This window comes from Rahnella sp. AN3-3W3 (assembly GCF_003263545.1).
Lineage (GTDB): Bacteria > Pseudomonadota > Gammaproteobacteria > Enterobacterales > Enterobacteriaceae > Rahnella > Rahnella variigena.
In genome coordinates this window covers 1-16,885 of the sequence record NZ_JYDG01000032.1, presented here as the reverse complement: position 1 = coordinate 16,885, position 16,885 = coordinate 1, and the positions used below count along the sequence as shown (strand labels likewise).

The 16,885-nt window shown below is 50.3% G+C and carries 23 protein-coding genes and 1 pseudogene; 1 reads left to right on the top strand and 23 read right to left on the bottom strand.

Annotation, left to right across the window (positions count from 1 at the left end):
• Positions 1-18: 18 nt before the first annotated feature.
• The 16 genes from UC15_RS10725 to UC15_RS10655 form a co-directional block, all read right to left on the bottom strand.
• Positions 19-330, bottom strand: a complete 312-nt coding sequence (locus tag UC15_RS10725) for a phage tail assembly chaperone (protein ID WP_112288430.1) — start codon at positions 328-330, stop codon at positions 19-21.
• A gap of 60 nt (positions 331-390) precedes the next feature.
• A complete protein-coding gene (locus UC15_RS10720) occupies positions 391-1,068 on the bottom strand; it encodes a phage tail protein (RefSeq protein WP_112288429.1) in 678 nt (225 codons plus the stop codon).
• 46 nt (positions 1,069-1,114) lie between these two features.
• Entirely contained in the window at positions 1,115-1,522 is a 408-nt protein-coding gene (locus UC15_RS10715; protein WP_112288428.1) for a DUF4128 domain-containing protein, read from the bottom strand.
• Complete coding sequence (locus tag UC15_RS10710) at positions 1,519-2,103, bottom strand: hypothetical protein (protein WP_112288427.1); 585 nt, start codon at positions 2,101-2,103, stop codon at positions 1,519-1,521. The genes UC15_RS10715 and UC15_RS10710 overlap by 4 nt, the downstream gene beginning before the upstream one ends.
• A gap of 2 nt (positions 2,104-2,105) precedes the next feature.
• Positions 2,106-2,456, bottom strand: coding sequence for a hypothetical protein (locus tag UC15_RS10705; RefSeq protein ID WP_112288426.1), 351 nt, complete (start codon positions 2,454-2,456; stop codon positions 2,106-2,108).
• A gap of 1 nt (position 2,457) precedes the next feature.
• Positions 2,458-2,940 carry a DnaT-like ssDNA-binding protein gene (locus UC15_RS10700; protein ID WP_112288425.1) on the bottom strand — a complete coding sequence of 161 codons (483 nt, stop codon included), beginning with the start codon at positions 2,938-2,940 and terminating at the stop codon, positions 2,458-2,460.
• Positions 2,937-3,530 (bottom strand): hypothetical protein, encoded by a 594-nt coding sequence (locus tag UC15_RS10695; protein ID WP_112288424.1) that lies wholly within the window; start codon positions 3,528-3,530, stop codon positions 2,937-2,939. Before UC15_RS10695 ends, UC15_RS10700 begins: the two co-directional genes overlap by 4 nt.
• Positions 3,512-4,969: a glycosyltransferase family 2 protein gene (locus UC15_RS10690; protein WP_112288423.1), complete on the bottom strand. Its 1,458-nt coding sequence runs from the start codon at positions 4,967-4,969 to the stop codon at positions 3,512-3,514. Before UC15_RS10690 ends, UC15_RS10695 begins: the two co-directional genes overlap by 19 nt.
• A gap of 8 nt (positions 4,970-4,977) precedes the next feature.
• Complete coding sequence (locus UC15_RS25640; protein WP_157960973.1) at positions 4,978-5,145, bottom strand: hypothetical protein; 168 nt, start codon at positions 5,143-5,145, stop codon at positions 4,978-4,980.
• Positions 5,146-5,271: 126 nt separating this feature from the next.
• A complete protein-coding gene (locus UC15_RS10685) occupies positions 5,272-5,730 on the bottom strand; it encodes a hypothetical protein (protein ID WP_112288422.1) in 459 nt (152 codons plus the stop codon).
• 54 nt (positions 5,731-5,784) lie between these two features.
• Entirely contained in the window at positions 5,785-6,762 is a 978-nt protein-coding gene (locus UC15_RS10680) for a major capsid protein (protein WP_112288421.1), read from the bottom strand.
• Positions 6,763-6,775: 13 nt separating this feature from the next.
• The gene (locus tag UC15_RS10675; protein WP_112288420.1) at positions 6,776-7,498 is read right to left on the bottom strand and encodes a hypothetical protein; all 723 of its coding nucleotides are present in this window, start codon (positions 7,496-7,498) and stop codon (positions 6,776-6,778) included.
• Between the two features lie 90 nt (positions 7,499-7,588).
• Positions 7,589-8,698 (bottom strand): hypothetical protein, encoded by a 1,110-nt coding sequence (locus tag UC15_RS10670; protein WP_112288419.1) that lies wholly within the window; start codon positions 8,696-8,698, stop codon positions 7,589-7,591.
• Between the two features lies 1 nt (position 8,699).
• Positions 8,700-10,091, bottom strand: a complete 1,392-nt coding sequence (locus tag UC15_RS10665) for a DUF4055 domain-containing protein (RefSeq protein ID WP_112288418.1) — start codon at positions 10,089-10,091, stop codon at positions 8,700-8,702.
• 4 nt (positions 10,092-10,095) lie between these two features.
• Positions 10,096-11,652: a terminase gene (locus UC15_RS10660; RefSeq protein ID WP_112288417.1), complete on the bottom strand. Its 1,557-nt coding sequence runs from the start codon at positions 11,650-11,652 to the stop codon at positions 10,096-10,098.
• Positions 11,649-12,221, bottom strand: coding sequence for a terminase small subunit (locus UC15_RS10655; RefSeq protein WP_112288416.1), 573 nt, complete (start codon positions 12,219-12,221; stop codon positions 11,649-11,651). The genes UC15_RS10660 and UC15_RS10655 overlap by 4 nt, the downstream gene beginning before the upstream one ends.
• A 37-nt stretch (positions 12,222-12,258) precedes the next feature.
• Between UC15_RS10655 and UC15_RS10650 the strand changes: the two genes are divergently transcribed.
• The gene (locus UC15_RS10650) at positions 12,259-12,714 is read left to right on the top strand and encodes a hypothetical protein (RefSeq protein WP_112288415.1); all 456 of its coding nucleotides are present in this window, start codon (positions 12,259-12,261) and stop codon (positions 12,712-12,714) included.
• 151 nt (positions 12,715-12,865) lie between these two features.
• Here the strand turns inward: UC15_RS10650 and UC15_RS10645 are convergent, their stop codons facing one another.
• The 7 genes and pseudogenes from UC15_RS10645 to UC15_RS10610 all read right to left on the bottom strand — a co-directional run bounded on the left by UC15_RS10645 (position 12,866) and on the right by UC15_RS10610 (position 16,789).
• Positions 12,866-13,555: a Rha family transcriptional regulator gene (locus UC15_RS10645; protein ID WP_112288414.1), complete on the bottom strand. Its 690-nt coding sequence runs from the start codon at positions 13,553-13,555 to the stop codon at positions 12,866-12,868.
• A gap of 404 nt (positions 13,556-13,959) precedes the next feature.
• Complete coding sequence (locus tag UC15_RS10635; RefSeq protein WP_198659694.1) at positions 13,960-14,319, bottom strand: hypothetical protein; 360 nt, start codon at positions 14,317-14,319, stop codon at positions 13,960-13,962.
• Complete coding sequence (locus tag UC15_RS10630; protein WP_112288413.1) at positions 14,298-14,819, bottom strand: lysozyme; 522 nt, start codon at positions 14,817-14,819, stop codon at positions 14,298-14,300. The genes UC15_RS10635 and UC15_RS10630 overlap by 22 nt, the downstream gene beginning before the upstream one ends.
• A gap of 2 nt (positions 14,820-14,821) precedes the next feature.
• Positions 14,822-15,121: a hypothetical protein gene (locus tag UC15_RS10625; protein WP_112197800.1), complete on the bottom strand. Its 300-nt coding sequence runs from the start codon at positions 15,119-15,121 to the stop codon at positions 14,822-14,824.
• Positions 15,122-15,592: 471 nt separating this feature from the next.
• Positions 15,593-15,988: pseudogene (locus UC15_RS25925) on the bottom strand (type II toxin-antitoxin system HicB family antitoxin); the annotation flags it as partial.
• 49 nt (positions 15,989-16,037) lie between these two features.
• Positions 16,038-16,214, bottom strand: coding sequence for a type II toxin-antitoxin system HicA family toxin (locus tag UC15_RS10615; RefSeq protein ID WP_112288411.1), 177 nt, complete (start codon positions 16,212-16,214; stop codon positions 16,038-16,040).
• Between the two features lie 251 nt (positions 16,215-16,465).
• Positions 16,466-16,789, bottom strand: a complete 324-nt coding sequence (locus UC15_RS10610; RefSeq protein WP_232829852.1) for an antitermination protein — start codon at positions 16,787-16,789, stop codon at positions 16,466-16,468.
• Positions 16,790-16,885: the final 96 nt, after the last annotated feature.

Genomic DNA, 16,885 nt, shown 5'->3' with positions numbered 1-16,885 from the left:
ACGCCGAGGCAACCGCTATTAGTTTTTTTCGCGATTACCCAGCAGTTCGGCGTAATACGCTTTCATGATCGCCTCACCGGCGCGCGGATAGTTATCCAGCAGGATTTCAACGTTTTCCTGATTGAACTCGTCAGGGAGCGCCCAGCCTTCAGTGATATCAAGCAGGAACTGAGAGATGTGCTTACCCTCGACCTTTTCCAGAACCGCCAGCTCTTTGATCGGACGATGCTTAAACGTAAAGGTCACAATCCCTGGCTCGTCGCCTGGCACGGGAATAGTTACATCGGCTTTAAACGTTGGGTTTGGTTTTAATTTGAATTTAGCTGCCATGGTGGCCTCGGTAAATGAGTGAAGAAAAAGCCCGTTGCCGGGCTCAAATTAGAAGGTCTATCAGCTGGAAGGCTCCGACGCGGTGTCTTTGTAGAACGTCATGTCGCGAGACTGCACTGCAAAGGCTGCCTGAACGGTTTCGACGGCGTTCACAGCTGTAGTTGGCTGCGGGTCGAAGGATGGGATGCCTGACCAGTAGCGCATTTCTTTGGCCTTCGGCACGTACATGCGCAGTGGCAGCGTGTCCCCACTGCGGTCACCCGCCGTAAGCACGCCGTAGATTGGAAGGGTTGAATCATGCGCCAGCGTGAAGGTCTGCGTTTTCGCCGCTTTGTAGGTTGCCAGGTTGCGCTGGCGGTCATCGGACAGGAACTGAATCTGCACATACTGCTGATCACCGCCGCTGGATGCGACTTCAGTAATCTGTGGGATCTCAGTCCACTCGATTACTTTGCGAAGTGAGCCAATGCCAGCGCCAGCTGCAAAGAAATTGGTGTCTGAGGTATTCAGCACATCAATGGTGATCGATGTAGCTGTCTGGCTTGAAACACGGGCAACCAGGTTATCAATAAGACCCCAGCCGGATGAAATCAAAACAACATCATCAACAGCCAGTCCGTGACCAGTGGCAACGGTGAATACCGCTCCGTCTGCGTTTGTTACTGCAGTTGCTGACACTGCGGCAGCGAGTTTTGACCCGACGAATACAGTCGCGCCGTTAGGCAATGCAAAGCCCATGGGAATTCTCCATTAAGAGGGATTTTAAACCGCCAGCAGGCGGCGCTTATGATATGTCAGCGCGATAAGACATGCTGACGGGGATGGTGTAAGAGGTGTCGGAAGAAATGCCTGCAAAAGCGCTGGGGACGCTGTTGATGAAACAAGTCAAAACGCCGTCACTCATCTCCTGATTCTCAGGGAATAGCTGGATCAGTTGTTCGGCGATGAGACCACCTGCCGATTTTCCGGTACCGGCGGGCGCGATAACGTTAATCTGGTAGACGCCGCGAATCACTTTGGCTTGTCGGCTGAGGTCGATCGCAGTCGTCGTCGCAGGCATGACGTGGGATTGAAGATAGATACCATCGGGAGGACTGAACCCGATATTGTCAAAAGCGACCTGCAGCCCCTGCGCTTCAGCCCACTCGCTCAGTCGCGTCTCAAGAAGCTGCGTTATGGCCTGTTGGCTCATGGCCCCACCTCCTGCACTGATTCAGTAAAGAAACGCTGAAACTCTTCAGCAGTGATCCGCACCATGCCACCGGGTGCCTGTCTCGAATGGCCGAACTCCAGTGGATACGCATAAGGCACGTTGTTGCAGAAGTAGATGGATTTGGTGCCGACCTTAAACGATGCCATGACCAGGCCACCGGCCGCTTTTGTCGCCCCACCACTTTTATCGATGACACCCGTTTCTCCGGTTGCTGGCGCATCCAGTGATACCTGCCAGTTCCCGCGAAAACGGCCGCCGGTATAACCGGGCGGGGCTTTCACATCCATGCCGTCACTGATTCGCGCCTTGCGCTTCAGGCGTCCGGTTTTAGTCACGTTAGCAGAGTCGTACTTTAGGGCTTCGTTATAGTCGAACACCTCTTTGTTGTAGGCCACCGCAGTCTGGTTCACTGCCCACACTTCGGGATTTCCCACCGGAGACATGTCGACGAGACGGGCGAGGATTTTTATACCGGTCGCGCGGATCACTTCTTCCTGGTTGGATTTGGCCGTCGCGACGAAGGCGTTGATCGAGGTCATGAACGAATCGTTATCAGCCATGGTTACGCCCTCAGCTGGGCTTTATAACAAATCAGCGTCGCCGCAGGTTTTACAGGCCCCGGCAAAACTACGCGGAACTTTTTGCCGTCCACCTCGATCCGGTCATCAGTCCTGATTTCGACGTCATACGTCGCTGTCAGTTTGACGTCACCATTCTGGATCCGCGACCCGTCGATTTCTCCCGGCGCATAAGCAGTAATGACCCCGACCGGCTTCGCCGTTTCAACAGGCGTGGTGACTTCTTTGCCTGCCACCATTTTCACGGAGCCGCCACGCGTAAGCAGATACTCCTGGCCGTTCTCAGTCAGCAAACGTGTTGCTGTCGCACGCATACGCAGATAGTTGATTGCCATGTCATCCCCGCATTACGTCAAAGTTGACGGATGATGACGCGCCAGTCAGCCCGCGCAATAATCCTGAAAGCCAGCTGAAATAAGGCGTTGAAGTGCTGCTGCCTTCTGCATATGACACGCTGACCGCCCCGACGACTGTTTCCTGAGTCACCTCGCCGCCGCCGGAGAACGTGGGGGAAAGGTCAACAGTCTGCGCCTCGACTGCCAGCCGACATTGAGCCTGATTAAGCTTTCCCGGAATACCTGTAATTGGTTCACCGTTCAGGTTTATGCCGGTGCGCGGCCATGCCAATGGCTGATTTGGTTCAGCAGGCTTTCCACGCCAGACAAGCCCCTCGAGGTAATCCATCGCGTGAATAAGCAACGTCTCGATTTCTTCGTCGGTTTCCGGCAATGAATAACCGCGAGATGAGGCAAAGCTCTTTAACTCTATGACGCTCGCATAGCTATTAAAATCCGGTGACCTCGGGTCGTTGATAATCATTGATGAAGCCTCCACGCTTTTCTGCGTTCAGTGCGAGGTTTGTTGTCAGGGTGCTTTTCCACGCTGGCTTCATCAAGATGATCAACCAGCGAGTAGCATGGATAAATGACTGCACCTCCGTAAGCGTCACCGACCGCGTAATCTGCTGCCTTAGCGAAGTCCCAGCGGCTCAGGATTTTATCAATAGCCTGTTTAGGTGGGCTGTAACAGACCCCGTGAAGCAGTCGAGGTAACGTGACAAAGTCTGAGCGTTCTTTATCAGCGTTAATCAGTTTTCCTGCGATTGCCATTTGATATTGTGGAGGTCGCCCGGTACCCAGATAGAAGCTAATGAGGTCATCAGGAAAGCGTTCAAGCCAGCCACAAACAGATTCAGTGAAGCCAGAAACAGGGATCGCATCATCCTCAATGACAACAACGCGCTGATCCTGGTCAGCTGCCCACTCCATGGCGCGCCGGTGATTCCAGTTAGCGCCGCGGTCTTGGTCATCAATCAGCAGGTGAGCATCGAGCAGGTGCGCAAGATGGCATGCCTGTTGACGCCGGGAATGATGGCCGACCACCACAACCTTTATTTGTGCTTCCACCAGGCGAACTCCTTACCCATACCATCATCAGATTTGAAGACTGTGTGAACCTTTGGCCCCGTAACAACGCGGTCACCGAATGACTTTGCAGCCATGCCAAACGCGCCCATATCAACCGCGGTCGCTGGCGCTGTTTCCATCTTCCAGAACCGCTGGCTCTCAATGCGGTAATGCAGCCTTACGATCCGGTGAGCAAACTCCATCACGTCATCACGCGAGCCGCCGAGGAGACCGGCGTTAAGCAGTGGCTCATCGCGATACTGATCAATGAACTCGCCATATGCTCGACCGTGGTGATTGGCCTTCATCCATCCGTCAGCGTAAGTCTTATGCTCAGAGCCAACATATATCTTGCCGGAAGCCATCTCAGCCCAAGGTTCACGCAACATCTCGACGTCAGTCCCATCCGTACACCACACGAACCGGTATTCAGGATGCGCTCTGAGGTGCTGATAGATGTGAACCCAGCGGGCAAAGTACGGGCTCATCTGAACCGCGGGCACCATAACCAAAGAAGCGCCAGCAGGTGCAACACTGAGCTGGTCGGCCAGTACCACAGCGTCAGCGCCGCGAATCGAAGACGACCAAGCAGAAAGAACTGATTCATCTGGCTTCATTGCAGCTGCACGTTGGGGATCTGGCTGGCTGGTCAGCAGGGTCGTAATGACCACGTCACGCTCACGCCGATAAGGGGCAAAGCCGGTATAGCCACTGTCCCGCCTGTTGTTGTAAATCCCTACATTGCGCTTTACCAGCGTCTCACGGTCAGGCCGTGGAACAGACCGCTCGACCGTCATGTGCTCATCGAGGGAATGGATCAGCTTTTCCGAACCAGTCACATCAGCAAACGCCCACGTCGACAGGCCAGCGTTATGGATGCGCAGCGCCAGATCGGGATGCTCGTACATGCCACGACCATAAACCGGGTCAAAGCCGCCGACCTTCTCAATCGCGGTGCGGTGGTAATACAGCATCACCCCGCGCTGGCCGGTGTAAGCAACATGCTGCTCATCGCGATACAGCACCGCCATATCTTTCAGCTTCTGCGCGCCAGCAAGATCGAGAAATTGGTAAGCCAGGTGAGGCTCGGGTGACTCGATGTATGGGACGTGCCAGTTATCGCTGATCGGATAGGCGTCATCGTCCCACAGGAAAAAGTGCTCGCAGCCAGCATCAATCAGCGCCTCGAGGCTCCGGTTCTTTGAAGCCACGATCCCGAGTGATTTCTCATGCCTGATTATTTCGATACCGGCGGCTGTGGCTGCTGGCGCGGAACCGTCATCTATCACAATCAACTTGGCGCTAGCCGGGAAGTGCTTCAGATGCTGCTCAATCGTTTTTGCCAGAACTGCCGGTCTATTATGAGTGGTGATGGCAATTCCAATCCGAGAGCCCGAATTGCACGCAGGTGCATACGGAACACCATCAATCACCACGTCCATACCGACTCCTACAAAGTTTTAATTAACTGTTGACGTTTAATGCTTTCCTTAAGAAGCTTCTTCCAGACTTGATATGCAGCTTGCTTCTTTTGGGGCACCCGAATCGGCGCATAGCCATTCTTGCTGAGCCGAATGTCTTTTTTAAATTTTGCTTCCATCTCTATGAGACTTGCCATACGTACCCCGGTTAAAAGCGGCTAATACAGAACGAGAGGTGAAGCCACAACCTTTAATCATGAAGTAAGGTTTGCACCTACACGCATACGGGACACCATCAATAGTGACCTGCATAATTACTCCGCTCATCTACGAGAAAGAAGTCCACCTGGTTGCAGCATTTTCGTGATTTGTTCGGTCACGTTATCATTCACCAATTTTTTAATATGCTTTTCTTCGTCGCTTTCGCAGGCATCACGCATGATAGTCAGCGCATTACTTATAATGCATTGGGAAATATGAGCATTGTTGATGTACACCTTCCCACCTATTACTCGGAAAGGGCTATCGTCCGCTTTCGCCTGCGAGGCTGAAATATCTTCCACATTACCTGTGCAGACGTACTCAACTGTCAGAGGCCGGGTGATTTCTGTTTCTTCGATGTCGATAGGCCTGATAAAAGGTGAAAGTGATTTCCCATTAATTTCACCTTCCGCCAGTAGGTCTTCGCCGTGCTTAATCCGATAAGTCAGCGTTGCACCGTGATAATCGCCATCTTTTAACGTGTAAAGACGGTTAAAGCTCAAAAAGATTTTGTTGGTCATTTCGCAATACCTAAATAAACACAAAAGGAGCCGAAGCCCCTTTATGATTGACGCTTAGGAACCTGCAGCTTGTGAAAGAACCGCTGCAAATGGCACCTGCTTACGGTCAAAGACTCGTTCCCAGTTGGAGGCAGTTGCCATTTGGGTATATGAGGGTGTCAGGTTCGGATCATCTTCACCTTTCCAGCTGAAACCGGCAGGCTGAATGATGTAGGTTTTACGCTCCCATAACACTTCTGCACCGCCACCATTACCACCAGATGCTTTGCGCTCAAGCTCAGTCGGCGTGTGTGGAGTGCCAACGCCATAACCGAATGCACCTGAACCAAAGAATACTGACAAATAGCCGTTATCTGCTGTTTTTAGGCTGTCATCCATGAAGATTGGCTTGCCTAAGTAAGTACGCAAGATAATCTGGCCGGTTGAGTCGCGCAGGTATTCAATTAAATCCTGCTCAGCCATTTGTTTCATGACGACCGAATGCACACCAAGCGCAGAGAAACCATCCGCAGCATCGCCAGCGGTATAAGCAGCATCGATGAAGTTTTGCGCGCTAATTGTTGCTCCAGACTGGATAACCATGTCGCTGTCATCGTTTGCAATATTCGCAGCGATAATTCCGCGGGCTGTGCCAATCAGATAGCGTTGCCATTGGCGAGTCCAATAGGTACCGAAACGGTTACGAATCTGTGTCATTGGATCGCTGTTAGCTAACTCAGATGCTAAGTCAGCCACGCCATAACCCTTATTCAGGAATAGGGTACGAGAACGCATGCTGCCCTGGGTGGCTTTACCAACCTTACCGATTTCATCCGGATCATCAGTAGAAGCATTTGGTGCTTCATCCGCGTCTAAATCCTGCCAGTAGCTGATAGTGGCAGTACCTTGACCATTTTGTGCAACCGCGTCGAGTGCTGGAAGGCGTGTGATAATTCCTGAATCGTATACAGCGGTTTTCTCCGGGCTGTTAACCGGTGCGATTGTCTGGTAGTAATCGCTGATGAAGATGTCTGAAAGACGAGTGGAAGCCATGCGGCGTTACCTCTTAATGATTTTGGGTTGCCTGGAGTCGTTTGAACTCTTCAGGATTTTCTTTGAATAACTGAATGCGCTGAGCTTCAGTGAAATCGCTCCATTTTTTGCCTTCGCCGCTGACGATGGACAGGCTTCCATTACCTCCGGTGCCGGATGCCCTGCTTCCGATAACAATCGGTGCAAATAATTTATTGCCACGGAATTCTTTCTCTAAATCTTCAAGAGTTGCCGCTGATGGCTTACCCTCAGCATCAACAATGCGAGTTTTACCATCTTCAACAATGAGACGTGATTTGATGTGGGGCATGATTACCGCAGCACTGTCGCCTGCTAGCTTTGTTGCCAATGACTGCGCAACGTTATCAACTAAAAGCGTGGTCAACCGGCCGTCTCGCTCTTCAATCTGTGAGAGAAGTTCTTTTTCGCGGACAGTCAGCTTTTCTTGCCAGCTTTTCTCTAAAGTCTCGATGTCACCTTTCTTGCGGGCTTGCTCTTCCGCCAACTCTTTGGCCTGATCATCTTTTTCTTTCGCTAATTTTTCGGCTGCTTCACGGTCTTCACGCCATTTGGCCTTTTCTTTCAGCAACTCTTCGTTCTTACGTTGCAGCCCGTCTACATCTGGAGCACCATCAACTGCAAGCTGATAGCCTTCGCCTTTTGCGACATACAAGGCTTTAACGGATTCATCGAGTGCTTCAAATTCTTCTTTGGTTAATGCAAATTTAAGGGCCATCTTTAACCTCTGGTCAGATGTGTGCAGCCTCTGGCCGCGGACAATAAAAAAGGCCGCCCGGAGGCAGCCCTGTGTGATTATTTCTCGGTACTAAAAACCGGCTTTCTCAAACGCAGCCGCATCGATTTCTTTCAGCTTATCCAGCGTGATCCATTCGCCTTTGTCAGTGAAAAAGTCAGGTACATTCATGCCACCGTTCCGCAGGAGCCTAGCGCGTGTATTCCCCAGCACCTGCACCTGTCGGTATAGGGATTGCTGGCTGAGCCAATCGCTGTAAGTCGTGTTCGCCGGAACCTGCCCATCCATGCTGGCGCGCGTTCCCGCATCCATTTCGTCTGCATCGATGCCGAGTTCGCGCCATGATTTCGTTACCAGCGTTTCTGTCGAGCGACAGCAGAAATGGATCCTGCCTGGTCCCTGCAGATAAGGGACTTTGTGACCGATGGGCTTATTCTCCAGCGAGTACTTCAGCCGGTCCCGAATGATGCATGTTGGCGTGGTTTTGTTGTCCAGCGTCGAAAGCCACTGCTTACAGTCCACGATATCACTGTTGTGCTCAGCGAACTGGGTACGCGCCGTTGCAGCGAGATGGTTGATCGCCGTCTTCGTGATGCTGGTGGTGTTGGCTCGGCTAACCTGAATTGCGCCGTCCTGAAAGTTGTTCGTCGCGGTACCGCGCACATCTTTGGCGATTTTCTCGGTTGACTGCCCGGTGAGATAACCGGTTCTGACAGTGTTGATGATCCGCGTCATCCGATCGCTTTCAAGATTGCTCGCCCACTCACTCAGCAAGCGCCCCTGAAATGGCTGGGCCATCGCGGCGGCGTATACCTGATCTGCCGTAATGGCCGCCAGCGGGAATCGGTGCTTAATGGGTGCTGGCAGAATGGAATCAAACAGACTGAGGTGATAATCCGCCTCATGGTCAGCAAAGCTCTGTAACTCCTCGCCCAAGCTTGTGAAGGTGGCATGAATGGCTGTCTGGTTTAGCTGTCGAACGCTGCCAAGCAATCCCTCCAATTGCTTCACAGTGAAGCTATTAGGTGAAAGGTCATCCAAAGCTACCTGCAAACGAATCGAAAGCTCGGCATCGCTCTGGTTGAGGATTTTCACCATGCGCTGCGCGACGCCGGTCGAATAGCGGCTGACAAACAGCGAGTGGCTTATTGCCTCATCACGCAACCTCTCATTGACTGTCATTTTATTCTCCAAGCAGTAATGATGGTTTCTGGTTTAAAAGCTCATCAACGACTTCCTCTGGCCTTTCATCCTGTCCTATAAGGCCGATGCGTTGCTGAAAGCGAACAAAGTCTGAAAGACGCATTTTCCCAGACTGCACGGCAGAGAGAAGCGCGGTAATAGCCTGTGAGTCGAGATTGGCTATTTCATACTTCTTGTTTAGCTCGACTGCTCCCTCACCACTCCCTGCGAACTGGATAGCAAAGCGCAAGGCGCGATTGACAGCCTGCTCAACATTACCTGCGCAGAGTGAAAGTATAGAGTTATCAGTTTGCGCCTCGTCGCCTGCCTGAGTAGCTGTTCTGGCCGAGGTGTTACGCTCTACCAACTTTGCACCGAGCATTGCCATCTGATTTTCGCGACGTTCGGCCAAAGTGATTAAGATGTTCCGCTCATCAGGTTGAGCGAACTTCAAATCACCGCCCACAGGAAGCAGGACTCCTTTGCGGGAGCCAACCTTGAAACCATCTGCCAGGTATTTACAGGCCCAGTCATCATTAAGACCGGTCAAGGCAACCATTGGCTGTCCCACTGTGTGAGCTGCCTCAGCGATATCTGCCTCTGCCTGATAGTGCTTAATATTCACGTACGCAATATCGGCTAATGGAGGTGAATCCGGTGTGTGATCATTATTGTTAGCACCAATCCATGACCAGGGCAGTTCCTTCAGCTCAGAACCATTAGCATCTTTCAGCATTATCAGACCACCTCCAGCAATCTCTGTATCGCCTTCCTCCCATTTGCGGGAATAGGCAATTCCGTTGATTAATCTGAGCTCGATCCAACATTTTTTTAACGTAAGAGAAAATCCAGCAGGGTCATCAATAGGTTCGACGTAATGGATGACTACCAATGCGGTTTTTCCGTTAGTCACACGCCAGTTAATGATTTCCTTGGCAGTAAATAGCTTAAGCACTGGCCTTCCTTTGGTCGCTTCCGTCTGTAGTCCAGAACCGGTGAAGTCAGTAAGAATCCCAGCCCGCCCGCGTTGTAGATTCTGAGCGAGTGCATCACGGATCATCTGTTCTAGTTGCTGCCCTTCACCGTCAGCATCCGACTCAATATCTTCAATACCGCCAGTAAGCTCAATTTTAGGAGGCTTATTAAAAGCTATGCCCAACATTCCTGACTGGGTTCTGCCAGTGGCGTTAATGAAGGCTGCACGCATCAGGTATGCATCGTACCGCTCACCCGTTGGATCATCATTTAGGTGGTCACTACTTGGGTGAGGGAGATACTTGGTTCTTTTTTTCTTTATCTTGCGTTCGCCATCCACACAATCGCCGATCATCTCCCATTCGGGCATGAATTCAGCGTATGCCGGGTGGCGGTAGTTAATGTCGAGATCGGCCATATTATTACCACTTGAAAGGAATTGATTTGGTCATCCTTGGAGGATTATGCAGAACGCGATATCGGGTTGCGTCCCAGTCGTGATCTTCCTGCGTGGTGTCCACGTCATCAGGGTTCTTTTCATCACGGACTAAAACGGGGACTCGGCTTATCCAGCCACGGCAATAATCGAATACGTAGAGAGCAGGCTTCTCAGGTATGCCTGATTCGGTCTTCTTGCCTTCAATGACAGCTTCGAGCATGTCAGCGAAGAGTGACGCACCGTTTATGCGTGATCCGGGCTTCTTGTTTGACTCAAGCCACTTAACGCCCTGCTTTTCCATCTTCTGTCCTATGGAAAGCTCATTGTCAGCGGTGTTATAAATCGCACTGTCAGCTGGTCCTGGGATAACCTTTGTGCAGATGCCAGGCATGATGTGCATCTGACCTTGCCCTTTAGTTTCCTCTGGTTCGTCAGCATCTTCGCCAACAAGCCGCTTATCAAGCCACGCAACGCCCTTAGCGACGTTGGTAGAGGACATGTTCAGACCTTTGTTCAATTCATCTGGCGGGCAGCCGTACCACTCTCCAATCAGGATGAGTGATCCTGCAGGCGGGCAGAACTTAGAGCCGTCAGGTAACACTGCCTCAGTACCGTCTGTTTGAGCCCACCAAAGATTAGAGAATGGCTTAGACTCGCCCCAGTCGTGTGAGCGGTCTACAGTCCAGCTTTCTGGAATAGTGAAAGGCTTGATAACGTGTAAGGCGTCATTCCAAAGATGGTCAAATCTGCCGCCGCTGGTGACATCCCATGAGCCTTCAACCCAAGCCTTACGCTTGTTCGGGTCTTTGATGTTCATCAGCGTGGCGATGTATACCGGGTCGAGATACGGGTTCTCTTTGAAGGAGCCGTGAATAGCAACTCGCGTCAGAGTTATCTTTTCTTCCTGCTGCGTCTGTGGGTTTGGCACTAATTGCGTGTCACGGATAATCGTTCCACGCGGCGCTGGCTCAATGAATCGCTTCTTTACCCACGTATGGCCGATGCCGAAAGGGTTAGTAGTATTGAACGTTTCAAGCGGGATGCTCGGTAGCAAAGTGCCATCCGCCAGCGGGTAATCCTGCGGCCTGAATGATGAACGCCTGCAAGAGAACATCGACTCGTAGAAATCCGCGTTAGGTTGCTTTGTCAGCTCGTTAAAGCCGATGAACGGGAATTCCTGACCGTGATAGTCCCAGTAGTCATTCTCTTCTTTGCCGAAGCGAAACAGTAACTCTTCACCGGTAGGCCATACCCAGCGAAGTTCTGATGCTGAATTGAGGAATCTCGCACCATCACCAAACAGGCGGTACATACGTTTTGACTGGGTGATGATGTCGGCGAGGTTCTTGTATTCTGTGTCGAAGATGACGCCACGCCAAAAGGTGCCGTACCCCAAGCCGACCTTGCGACGAAAGCGAGCTAACTGCGCGGCAGTCTTGCCGGGTCCGCGCGTACCTTCAAACAATATCTCATCACAAGGGCAGCTTAGCGAAAGCGACTGAGAGCCGGGCAAAGGCTTCCAAACTACGTTGTAGCTCATTTGCCTAATACCTCGCTCTGCTGTTGCTGTGCGGCTGCCTCCCATTCGTCAGCGCTGCTGCATGATGGAACTGGCATGATGTTGTGTGTGAGCGAGCCTGATTGCTCAACCTGTTCTTTGAACGCCATGACGGAGATATGCTTGCCGAGCAGTTCGAGGTTCTTGACCTTATCCGGCCACTTGACCTTCTTGAGGATGTTCTCAATGGTTGTTTCATCGAAATTGGTGATCGACGTGTTTATGTCGAATCCACTAAGCGTTGTTCGCCACACCTTCGGCCATTCACTTATCGGCTTAAGACCACCATCCTCTTTCAGAATATCTAATACATCCATCTGGTCGATTTCAACTAGGCGTCTCAAAACATAAGCAGCGTCAATGTTAACCTGCTCATTGCGTTGTAATTTAAGTTCGGCGATTCTGTTCTGGACGTCTGGTTTTGTGAGGTTCTCACTACCAATCTTCCGGGCGGTATTTTCGCTGTACCCCGCCCGAATTGCCGCTTGCGTGGCGTTCAAATCGATGAGGTACTCGCGACAGAACATTTCTTGCTTGTCGGTGAGTGCCATGTATATACCTAAGGTGAGGAAATAAGGTGAGGAAATTATGAATTTATTGGATTATTGCCTTGAAAAGTACCTGACAGGGAACCGTCCTAATCGCAATGGGATTGATGGGACAAGAGAAAACGTTGAACGTATGTTAGGAGTTGTTTACTCCACGCTTAAAAAAGGTATTCAGGGTGATACAAGTACGTACCCTAAACTCGAAAACCTATTGCAATTGGACCTATCCGCCGGTGGCGGCTTCAAGGCTCAATATTTACCCGACTTGTTAGCCTTAGTATTTGACGTGGTAACAGATAATAATCATAACCCTGAATTATGGTTTCAAAGCGTTGGAGGCATAGATGACGAGATATCAGCAACCATATCCAAGCTTTTGTATGGGCCAATGGGTCATGTGACAAATTCAGGTATTGGGTCTGCACATGGTAAAACTTACGAATCTGTAAGGGCTAACCTGATGCATGACATTGACACAAACCCTTTCGCAGGTTAATGCACTCCCTGAGATTTACCCCCAAATTCTGTTAACTGTTTTGACCATATCGAATGTATTCAATCATCAGGCCCACTCGAAAATGGGCCTTGTGATGTTAACTGAAGAGCCGTTGTGAAAGTGGCTCTTTTAAAGATGTGATGAAATCATATTAAGCGGCCAGGCGATGCTGCTCTTCAATCAATGGCAGGCGGTGGTTGCGCTCAAACATGCCAGTCAATTCAAGCTTTCGCTTGTCGTAATCCCACCCCATATTGATAAACACGGTATCGGCTCGCTGTAATTCAGTGATCGCCCGTATTTGTTCCGCAGTCAGGTAGTCACGAATTGCTTCTGTTTTGCCGATGTCGTTTTCCTTCCTGAACTTTGCAGAGGTGGTGCCAAGCACTATTCGGTTAATCATGTTGGCTTCATTGCTGAAGTGATAATGCTCTGCCTCTTTGCCTTCTGATTCCTTGCTGCTTTTTATCGCGTTCGTCATTGGACGGTATTCGACTCGCGCTAAATCACGCTCTGCCTGTACGAGTGATTCTTGCTTTGCCCTTTCACGATATTCGATAAAACTGTCAACCAGGCGGACTTGCCCGTCTTTAGCTTTTTCACCACCGATGAATGGCATTGCGATTAAGAACCCTCGCTCGGTCAGTTCGTAGCATGGGATTTCTTTGTTCTGTTTGCTGGTGTATGAGGAGGCTCTGAAATCGGAGGCTCCTAAATGCCCGGATGCAGCCAGTGATTCAATGCTATTCATCACGCGAAAGTGGTCTCTGCCGAATTCAGCAGCAACCACATCGGTATTAACAACAGGAGTCCCTTTAATGGTCTTAATCAGGTGTTTCATCGGATTTGCCTTTTAGTGATGAACCTTGTTCGCACAGGAATACGGCCCTCAGAAGGCTCCGACAGCCAGCCGGTTCCTCAAGGGTCATCCTGAAAGGTTCTGAGTGAAATGCGCTGCGATGCGCGGGATTTACTGCGGGCATAAAAAAAGGCCGCCGATTGGCGACCTCTTAATATTTGGTGCTGTTCTTTATGCAGAAGCCAACTTCTCGGCCTCTTCCAACTCTTTCTTCATCTGCTCGTAATACTGATCAATATTTTTCGATGGGAATACCATTACACACCTCTCTTTATATGGATGATTTGTACCAAGCCTGCCAGCGGTAGATGTTGAGCCGAAGTTCACGCAGGCATTCAGCCGTTTCTTTGTCTGTTTGCAGATCTTCGTCACTATCCTTACCGGCATCACTTGCCTTGCACGGTGCCGTCATCAAATCCTGCGATATTGTTGGCAGCGTCGATTGACTGCTGACGCAACCTGATAGCAGAAGCATCAAAATCACACTTGGTATGATTCGGGTCTTGGACATATTTCACCACGTCGCGGGTAATCGTTTTGTAGATGACCTTACCGTCGTCTTTGGCCTTCGCTGCTTTTTGCTCTATTGGTTCAAGCTTCGCTTCGGCTTTCTTCTGCTTCTTAGCTGCCGCTGCGTTCATTTGGTCAGAGTGGGCATACCAGCCATTCCGGTAACGGATTTCTCCGTAGCCGGTTGCCAGTAAGACGAGAATGAGGAAGGCGATTATTTGGGAGTGGAGAGACATAGTGCTTTCTCCTTCTCACGCCTGATAACCAAGCCGGGCAATTTCTTCCCGCCGCCATATACCCAGCGCGGGAACTGATTGCACGCTTCGGTGAATTTGCCATCTCGGAACATGCGGAACATCGTGGACTTCTGCATCTGACCACACCCGGCGTTAAAGGTGATCGAGGTGACAGCGTCGAACTGGCCTTGATTCAGCTTCTTGCCGTTTGCGTATTTGTTCACGCAGGATTCTGCCTGGAGGATGTTCTTCTCCCAATCAGCTGCAATCTGAGCATCAGACTTCCTGACCCCAGCTCTAACGCCGTGAGTATTGCCAATGCCATCAGTCAGTACACCAGCAGGACAAACGTATGGGTCACGCTGGCAGCTCTCCGCGTCACCGATAAGCTTGAGGCCAGCTTCGCTTGTTCTTACCGTCCCGCTTGATACCACAATGCCAATGATGGTCATAACAGCGCAGACGCCGCCGACAACACCCTTCTTGGATACTGAAGCCATAGTCAGCCCTCAATCTTTGTCATAGCTTCTGTGATGACTTCTGCAGAAGCCGGACGGTCGTTAACTGGACGCTGAGCAACACCATCAATGTAGTCCTTCAGAATCTGAGTTCTGAGCCTCTCCTCTTGCATCCGATCTGCTTCCTCTTTGCGCTTGGCATAGTAGGTCTTGATCGTGAAGAAGGCGGAGATGACCGCACCAATGATGAAAACGTAGTCTTGGAGTGACAGCAGCGAAAAGAATCCAAGTGCCGCTGACCACCAGTAAGGCAGGTTGTGTTGGTTAACTGGATCCATTTTCATAGTTCCGCTCCCATTTGGTTAAATGGGCTGTGTGTTTAGTCATAGGGAATAGAGCCGCGACCGCATGGTTTCATGAGGGTGAGGTGACTGATTGGTCGGGCTCTAAATTTGGGCAATAAAAAAGGCCACCCGAAGGCAGCCTTTAATAGAATTACTATCTACGGGTCAACCACTGGGCAACATGCAGTTGACTGACAACGCAATGTACTTGGAAATGACACTTGCAATCGGTACCTGGCTAAATTTTATTCCCTCAAGCCCGCAGCAATCCACTTCATGAATATCCTTCACCACGACAAATGATGACTCCTCCGCTTCAAACCCAGCTAGGACTCCTGAAAACTTCCTGATTTTGCCAGGTTCGGCAGCATAACTACCAGCAAAGTTAATCTCTTCACCTTTGTTCATCGCATGAGGCAATTGATAAGAACCATCAATTACCCCATAGATATCAATCTGATTGATGTAATCAACGCTCATGGGTCTCATCAACGCATTCAAGGCATGTTGAATAGTATCAATCTTAGTCGAATGATGAAGATCAAGAAGTCTTGTGACTTCCTGCTTCTTAATTCCCATGAGTGATGCCAACTCTACCTGGCTGATATCAGCTTCTATGAAGGCATTAAGTAAAAGCACCTTAGAGGCTACGCTAAGTGGCAACTCAACGTAATCCCCTGTGATGGGGCTCGGTTCTGGTACCTTCCGATTCTCCTCGAAATAAAAATCGAGCGCTGTTACCAGAGCATCAAGCCCCATGCTTAGCGCTTCCTGTTTCGTATCACCCTGCGTTAATGCTTCGGGGATATCTGGGAAGCTGACGACATATCCACCCGTATCGGGTTCTAACTTTATTGGATATCGCATTTTAGTCTTAGTGAAGCTTCTGAGTAACCAGCCCCGAAAGGCTGGTTTATTAGTTCAGGCCTAACTGCTTGAGTATGGCCTTTCTTAGTGGTTCTTTTATCTCAGAGCTGGGATGCCTTGGCATTACGCTTCGTTTCCCGTTTAATCTCAGCTTCAAGTGGTTAGTACCGTTTGAAACATCAACTCCCTGCGATTCAAGCCACCGCCTAAACTCGCTCTGCTTCACTACTCCTCCTGTTTGTTGAACATGTGATTATAGTAATCATTAATGCTTACCATGTCAACATTTTTGTTTACTTTTGGAGGGGTAAATCTAATAGGGCTATAAAGCAAAAAGCCCCGCATTTCTGCGGGGCCTTAATTATGCTTTTCACTCACCGTAACAGATTCACGGATTTGTAGTGTTAGAAGACTTTAACCCCAACTTCCGGAAAAGTAAATAGCTCACGATAACTTTGTGAGCTATTTTTTCATGCACTATCCAGTAACGCGATTCAAAGTTGTTTCAGCCCACGATTCTTCTATCTCCAATTGGGTGCATAGCTGGTCATAGAATGGCTTTATCGTCTTATCCCATGTCGCAGCAGATATGGTGTCAGTAAAGGCGCAAATCGCTCGGAAAGCATCAGCAGCAGGTACACGCTCATAGCCTCTTCCCCGGCAGCGTTTGCAATCCTTCATGACTGGAACGCCCTGCCTCTCGGTTTCAGCCTGATCCAAAGAAACGGTTCGCCCCCGGCAATCACGACAAGCAACGGATACTGAATAGACCCGGGTTTCGTAGACACTTTTTTGCCTCATAATGGAGGCCTAATGAAGGAGTGTTTATGTCAGTCAAAACGTTCACAGAAGAATTCAAAATTGAAGCCGTAAAACAGATCACTGAGCAGGGGTACC

Excerpts from the sequence above, each read along its gene's own strand:
- UC15_RS10690 (WP_112288423.1), bottom strand. The coding sequence starts at position 4,969 with ATGGACGTGGTGATTGATGGTGTTCCGTATGCACCTGCGTGCAATTCG.
- UC15_RS10645 (WP_112288414.1), bottom strand. The coding sequence starts at position 13,555 with ATGAAACACCTGATTAAGACCATTAAAGGGACTCCTGTTGTTAATACC.
- UC15_RS10720 (WP_112288429.1), bottom strand. The coding sequence starts at position 1,068 with ATGGGCTTTGCATTGCCTAACGGCGCGACTGTATTCGTCGGGTCAAAA.
- UC15_RS10610 (WP_232829852.1), bottom strand. The coding sequence starts at position 16,789 with ATGAGGCAAAAAAGTGTCTACGAAACCCGGGTCTATTCAGTATCCGTT.
- UC15_RS10670 (WP_112288419.1), bottom strand. The coding sequence starts at position 8,698 with ATGACAGTCAATGAGAGGTTGCGTGATGAGGCAATAAGCCACTCGCTG.
- UC15_RS10705 (WP_112288426.1), bottom strand. The coding sequence starts at position 2,456 with ATGGCAATCAACTATCTGCGTATGCGTGCGACAGCAACACGTTTGCTG.
- UC15_RS10685 (WP_112288422.1), bottom strand. The coding sequence starts at position 5,730 with ATGACCAACAAAATCTTTTTGAGCTTTAACCGTCTTTACACGTTAAAA.
- UC15_RS10630 (WP_112288413.1), bottom strand. The coding sequence starts at position 14,819 with ATGGCTTCAGTATCCAAGAAGGGTGTTGTCGGCGGCGTCTGCGCTGTT.
- UC15_RS10710 (WP_112288427.1), bottom strand. The coding sequence starts at position 2,103 with ATGGCTGATAACGATTCGTTCATGACCTCGATCAACGCCTTCGTCGCG.
- UC15_RS25640 (WP_157960973.1), bottom strand. The coding sequence starts at position 5,145 with ATGGCAAGTCTCATAGAGATGGAAGCAAAATTTAAAAAAGACATTCGG.
- UC15_RS10655 (WP_112288416.1), bottom strand. The coding sequence starts at position 12,221 with ATGGCACTCACCGACAAGCAAGAAATGTTCTGTCGCGAGTACCTCATC.
- UC15_RS10680 (WP_112288421.1), bottom strand. The coding sequence starts at position 6,762 with ATGGCTTCCACTCGTCTTTCAGACATCTTCATCAGCGATTACTACCAG.
- UC15_RS10700 (WP_112288425.1), bottom strand. The coding sequence starts at position 2,940 with ATGATTATCAACGACCCGAGGTCACCGGATTTTAATAGCTATGCGAGC.
- UC15_RS10625 (WP_112197800.1), bottom strand. The coding sequence starts at position 15,121 with ATGAAAATGGATCCAGTTAACCAACACAACCTGCCTTACTGGTGGTCA.
- UC15_RS10725 (WP_112288430.1), bottom strand. The coding sequence starts at position 330 with ATGGCAGCTAAATTCAAATTAAAACCAAACCCAACGTTTAAAGCCGAT.
- UC15_RS10660 (WP_112288417.1), bottom strand. The coding sequence starts at position 11,652 with ATGAGCTACAACGTAGTTTGGAAGCCTTTGCCCGGCTCTCAGTCGCTT.
- UC15_RS10635 (WP_198659694.1), bottom strand. The coding sequence starts at position 14,319 with ATGTCTCTCCACTCCCAAATAATCGCCTTCCTCATTCTCGTCTTACTG.
- UC15_RS10675 (WP_112288420.1), bottom strand. The coding sequence starts at position 7,498 with ATGGCCCTTAAATTTGCATTAACCAAAGAAGAATTTGAAGCACTCGAT.
- UC15_RS10715 (WP_112288428.1), bottom strand. The coding sequence starts at position 1,522 with ATGAGCCAACAGGCCATAACGCAGCTTCTTGAGACGCGACTGAGCGAG.
- UC15_RS10650 (WP_112288415.1), top strand. The coding sequence starts at position 12,259 with ATGAATTTATTGGATTATTGCCTTGAAAAGTACCTGACAGGGAACCGT.
- UC15_RS10665 (WP_112288418.1), bottom strand. The coding sequence starts at position 10,091 with ATGGCCGATCTCGACATTAACTACCGCCACCCGGCATACGCTGAATTC.